Origin of the sequence: Thermosynechococcus sp. OHK43 (assembly GCF_014466085.1) — a bacterium.
Lineage (GTDB): Bacteria > Cyanobacteriota > Cyanobacteriia > Thermosynechococcales > Thermosynechococcaceae > Thermosynechococcus.
This window is the reverse complement of the sequence record NZ_JACOMP010000214.1, coordinates 1-4262: the sequence shown is the minus strand read 5'-3', so window position 1 is coordinate 4262 and position 4262 is coordinate 1. Positions and strand designations below refer to the sequence as shown.

Below are 4262 nucleotides of genomic sequence, written 5' to 3'. Positions count from 1 at the left end.
TAGATAATGCGCTTCGCCATATGTGTTTCCTACCTCAATCGTTCAACAGTGATGAAAAAATCGCACCGAGATGCAAGGAAGTCAGTGACCTAGCCCACAATGGCCAAGATGTCTTTTTCTGAGAGGAGAACGTAGTCTTCGCCCCCTAGTTTCACTTCGGTACCGGCATACTTGGAGTACAGCACCTTGTCACCCACTTTCACATCCATGGGCTGACGCTTGCCGTCTTCAGTGAGTTTGCCGGGACCGACGGCGGTCACTTCGCCCACTTGGGGTTTTTCACGGGCATTGTCGGGCAGGAGAATCCCCCCTGCGGTCCGTTCTTCGCTTTCGGCGACTTTGACAAAAATGCGATCGCCCAAAGGTTTCACAGTTGAAACGCTTAGAGATACGGCTGCCATAGCGTACTGTTCTCCCAATTGTAAGAGTATGGATTGATAGCACTCACTGCACGGCTCATCGCGCAGTCTCTGGGGAGTAAGAGCATCACTGGTAATTGTTTAGCACTCTCACCCTTCGAGTGCTAATGTAGCGAGAGACGGTTGGCGATCGCAACTCCTGTTGCAGTACGGTTTTCCGAACGGTACCTTAGTTCTTTAGCCCCGTGGTGGCAATACCGCGAATCAGTTGCCGCTGACCCAAAATAAACAAAATCATCACCGGTACAGTGGCAATCACCGCCGCTGCCATCATCAACGGCCAATCATTGGTGAACTGCTCCTGAAAATTGGCCAAGGAAAGCTGCACGGTGATCAGTTCTGGCTTGGTGGTAAAAACCAAGGGCTTAAACATATCATTCCACTCGCCAATAAAGGTAAAGATAAAGAGCGTTACCAAGGCTGGTCGGCTCAGGGGCAAGAGAATATGCCAGAGAACCTGCCAGCGATTTGCCCCATCCAAGCGGGCTGCCTCCTCAAGGGCAACGGGCAATGTGAGAAAAAACTGCCGCATCAAAAAGACACCAAAGCCATTGGCCGCCGTTGGTAAGATCAACGCGCCATAGGTATTGATCAGATGAGCCGCCTTCAGGATGAGAAAAATTGGGATCACCAAAAGCTGAAATGGGATCACTAGGATTGCTAGCATCAGCAGCAGAATCGTCTGTTGCCCCGGAAACGAAAGTCGGGCAAGGGCGTAACCCGCTAGGGCTGAAGTTACCAACTGGAGCGCCGTCACCGCTAAGGCCACAAACGTTGAGTTGGCAAAAGCTAAGATAAAGTGTCCCTGCCGCCATGCCGCCTGATAGCTCTGCCAGGTCCAGCCTTGGGGCGGCAATAATTGGGTGGGTAGGGTTCCGGGTGGCCAGCCGGAGGTACAAAGCACCACTAGCAAGGGACTGAGAACCAACAATGCCCCCAGGATTAATAGGAGCGTTAAGCCTACCCTAGGAGCGACCACTGCCAGACATCCGTTTGAGCAAATCCACAAATCCTTTCACTTCTTCGCGCAAAAGGAAGCCCGCATAGGCCTCCATGCCATGCTCGCCAATGTCCAACCCCTCGATTTCCTCCTCTGGAGAAACGCGAATGCCAATGGTAAGGTTCAGGAGTAGCCACACTGCTGTACTAAAGGCAACGGTAAACCCGCCCACCGCCAGTACCCCCACCAATTGGTGCCCCAACTGGGTAAAGTCACCACTCCAGAGCAATCCCTTGAGAGGCCCCGCCCCAGCTTCGTAAAAGCGCCCCGGTCCATCGGCAAAGAGCCCCACTGCTATGGTCCCCCAGATGCCATTGACCAAGTGTACGGAAATGGCTCCCACTGGATCGTCAATTTTTAGGCGATCGAGGGTCACCACCGAAAAAATAATAATGATCCCGGCAATACTGCCGATTAACGCCGCGCTCTCAATGGTGACAAAGGCACAGGGGGCTGTGATGGCCACTAATCCTGCCAGAATCCCATTAATGATCATCGAAAGGTCGGGCTTCCCAAAGTAGAGCGTGGAAACCACCGTTGCGGTGACACCCCCAAAGGCTGCGGCCATATTTGTGGTCACAACAATGTGGGCGATCGCCTCCGGATCTGCGGTCATCGTTGACCCTGGATTAAAACCAAACCAACCAAGCCAGAGGATCAAACAACCCAAGGTGGCGATCGCAAAATTATGCCCGGGGATGGCCGCCACCGACCCATCCGGCAGAAAGCGCCCCAAACGCGGCCCTAGGAGAGCTGCCCCCATCAATGCTGCCCATCCGCCTACAGAGTGCACCACCGTAGAACCGGCAAAATCCCACATACCTAGCTGTTGCAGCCAACCGCCACCCCAGATCCAGTGACCCGTAATTGGATAGGAAATCCCCACCAGCAGCAAGCTGAAGATAAAGAAGGCATAGAACTTAATCCGCTCCGCCACTGCCCCAGAAACAATTGTGGCGGCCGTTCCCGCAAAGACCACTTGAAAGAAGAACTTAGCAAACAGGGGTACCGCTGCCCAACTGAGGGAACTATAGACCCCCCGGTAGGCTTCGGCAGTGGCCGGACTGTTATCGGCCCCCAGCAAAAAGAAACCACTGCTGCCCACCACCCCATTGCCATCCCCAAACATTAGGGCAAAGCCAATCGCCCAATAGGCGATACTCGAAAGGGCAAAGACAATCAGGTTCTTTGAGAGCAGGTTCACCGCATTCTTGGCCCGGCAAAAGCCCGTTTCCAACATGCAAAAGCCAGCATTCATGAAAAATACCAGCACGCCTGCAAAAATCACCCAGAGCGTGTTGAGCACCACCTGCACCTTTGCCGGAACCGCCGTTGAGGCGGCAGTATCCTGCCCCAGTGCGGCTGTTGCACTCAGCACACCAATCATCACCGCAAAGGTCAATCGCGTGCGGCGAGGGGGCAGATAGAGAATCGGAGTCAGGGGATGCTGAAGACGTAACCGGCGGCGCAAGATAGAACGCAGTTTCATAGGTGCAGATGTCCAATCGACAAAGAAAACCGTTGGAACCTATAAACCCCCAGCTAAAATCCCTAGAAAAATCCTAGGGTTGAGTTGCAAAGTTTGAGACAAATAAACCAATCATCCCTGAATTTACCCCTAGGTATATGTATCCCAAGATACAAAAACTTGGGTCTCTGCCTCAATTCTGCATAGGGAGCAACTTGTACCAGTTAGATATGTTGCAATTGTCCACCCTTGTGGAGTGTCCAGTGATGACCCATTCGCACCACGCCAATGCCGCTGTTGTCCGCCGCTGGGTGCTCAGTTCTTTCCTGATGGGTTTAGGGTGTGCAACCCTACAGTTGGCCCCTGTAACTGCTCAAATTGCCGTCTATGAAGGGCAGCGGGTCACGGGGGATGTCACCCTGACCCTCCCCGATGGCAGCACCTACAAAGGGGAATTGCTAAACGGTCGCTTTAATGGCCAAGGCATCCTCACGATGGCCAATGGCAACCGCTACGAGGGAGAATTTCGCAATGGCCGCTACCACGGTCAGGGGGTGCTCACCTATGCCGATGGCGGACGCTATGAGGGTGGCTTTGCCGATGGTATCTTCAATGGCAAGGGCATTCTACAACTGGCCAATGGCCAGCGCTACGAGGGGACGTTTCTCAATGGTCAATACCATGGGGAGGGGGTACTCACCTTTCCCGACGGCACTCGCTACGAGGGACAGTTTTTAGCGGGCAAGTATCATGGAACTGGAATGCTCTCCTTTGGGAATGGCACAAGCTATGCTGGACAGTTTCGCAATGGCTTATTTGACGGAGAGGGGGTGCTCACCCTGCCAGATGGCTCCCGGATTATTGCTACATGGCGCCATGGTCGTCGCGAGCCCCGCTAATCCTTTTCCATCGAGCTGGCCGTGGGTGATCCACTGACGGCAGCGCTGAGTCCCTACGCCCGCTTTGGGGTGCGCCTTGGCCTTGAACCCATCCAGGCGCTCCTGAGTGCCTTGGGGTCTCCCCAGTTACAGGTGCCCTTGATCCACGTTGCGGGGACAAATGGCAAAGGCTCGGTGTGTGCCTATTTGGATAGTGTTTTGCGGGCAGCGGGCTATCGCACGGGTCGTTATACCTGGCGCCATCTGTTGGGCTGGTGTGAGCGCATTTGTGTCGATGGTGAACCCATTGCCCCGCAGGTCTTTTTGACCCTCATTCAACAAATTGAAGCCGTCTTGCCCCAGGTGGCCTATCCCCCCAGTCAGTTTGAAGTGGTCACGGCGGCGGCATGGCTCTATTTTGCCCAGCAGGGGGTGGAGGTGGCGGTGATGGAGGTGGGCTTAGGGGGGCGCTTGGATGCCACGAATGTGTGTCAGCC

Annotated in this window: 4 protein-coding genes and 1 pseudogene; 2 read left to right on the top strand and 3 right to left on the bottom strand. The window is 54.4% G+C overall.

Features of this window, described 5'->3' with window-relative positions:
* Window positions 1-89 precede the first annotated feature (89 nt).
* The 3 genes from groES to amt all read right to left on the bottom strand — a co-directional run bounded on the left by groES (window position 90) and on the right by amt (window position 2908).
* Window positions 90-401 (bottom strand): co-chaperone GroES, encoded by a 312-nt coding sequence (gene groES, locus H8Q75_RS09090; protein ID WP_024124016.1) that lies wholly within the window; start codon window positions 399-401, stop codon window positions 90-92.
* 187 nt (window positions 402-588) lie between these two features.
* Window positions 589-1398 carry a carbohydrate ABC transporter permease gene (locus tag H8Q75_RS09085; RefSeq protein WP_365970981.1) on the bottom strand — a complete coding sequence of 270 codons (810 nt, stop codon included), beginning with the start codon at window positions 1396-1398 and terminating at the stop codon, window positions 589-591.
* Window positions 1385-2908: an ammonium transporter gene (gene amt / locus H8Q75_RS09080; RefSeq protein ID WP_297041218.1), complete on the bottom strand. Its 1524-nt coding sequence runs from the start codon at window positions 2906-2908 to the stop codon at window positions 1385-1387. Before amt ends, H8Q75_RS09085 begins: the two co-directional genes overlap by 14 nt.
* A 209-nt stretch (window positions 2909-3117) precedes the next feature.
* Here amt and H8Q75_RS09075 point away from each other — a divergent pair, with 209 nt between their 5' ends.
* Complete coding sequence (locus tag H8Q75_RS09075) at window positions 3118-3786, top strand: membrane-binding protein (RefSeq protein ID WP_225871767.1); 669 nt, start codon at window positions 3118-3120, stop codon at window positions 3784-3786.
* A 21-nt stretch (window positions 3787-3807) separates the two neighbouring features.
* Window positions 3808-4262, top strand: a pseudogene (locus H8Q75_RS09070) (bifunctional folylpolyglutamate synthase/dihydrofolate synthase); the annotation flags it as partial.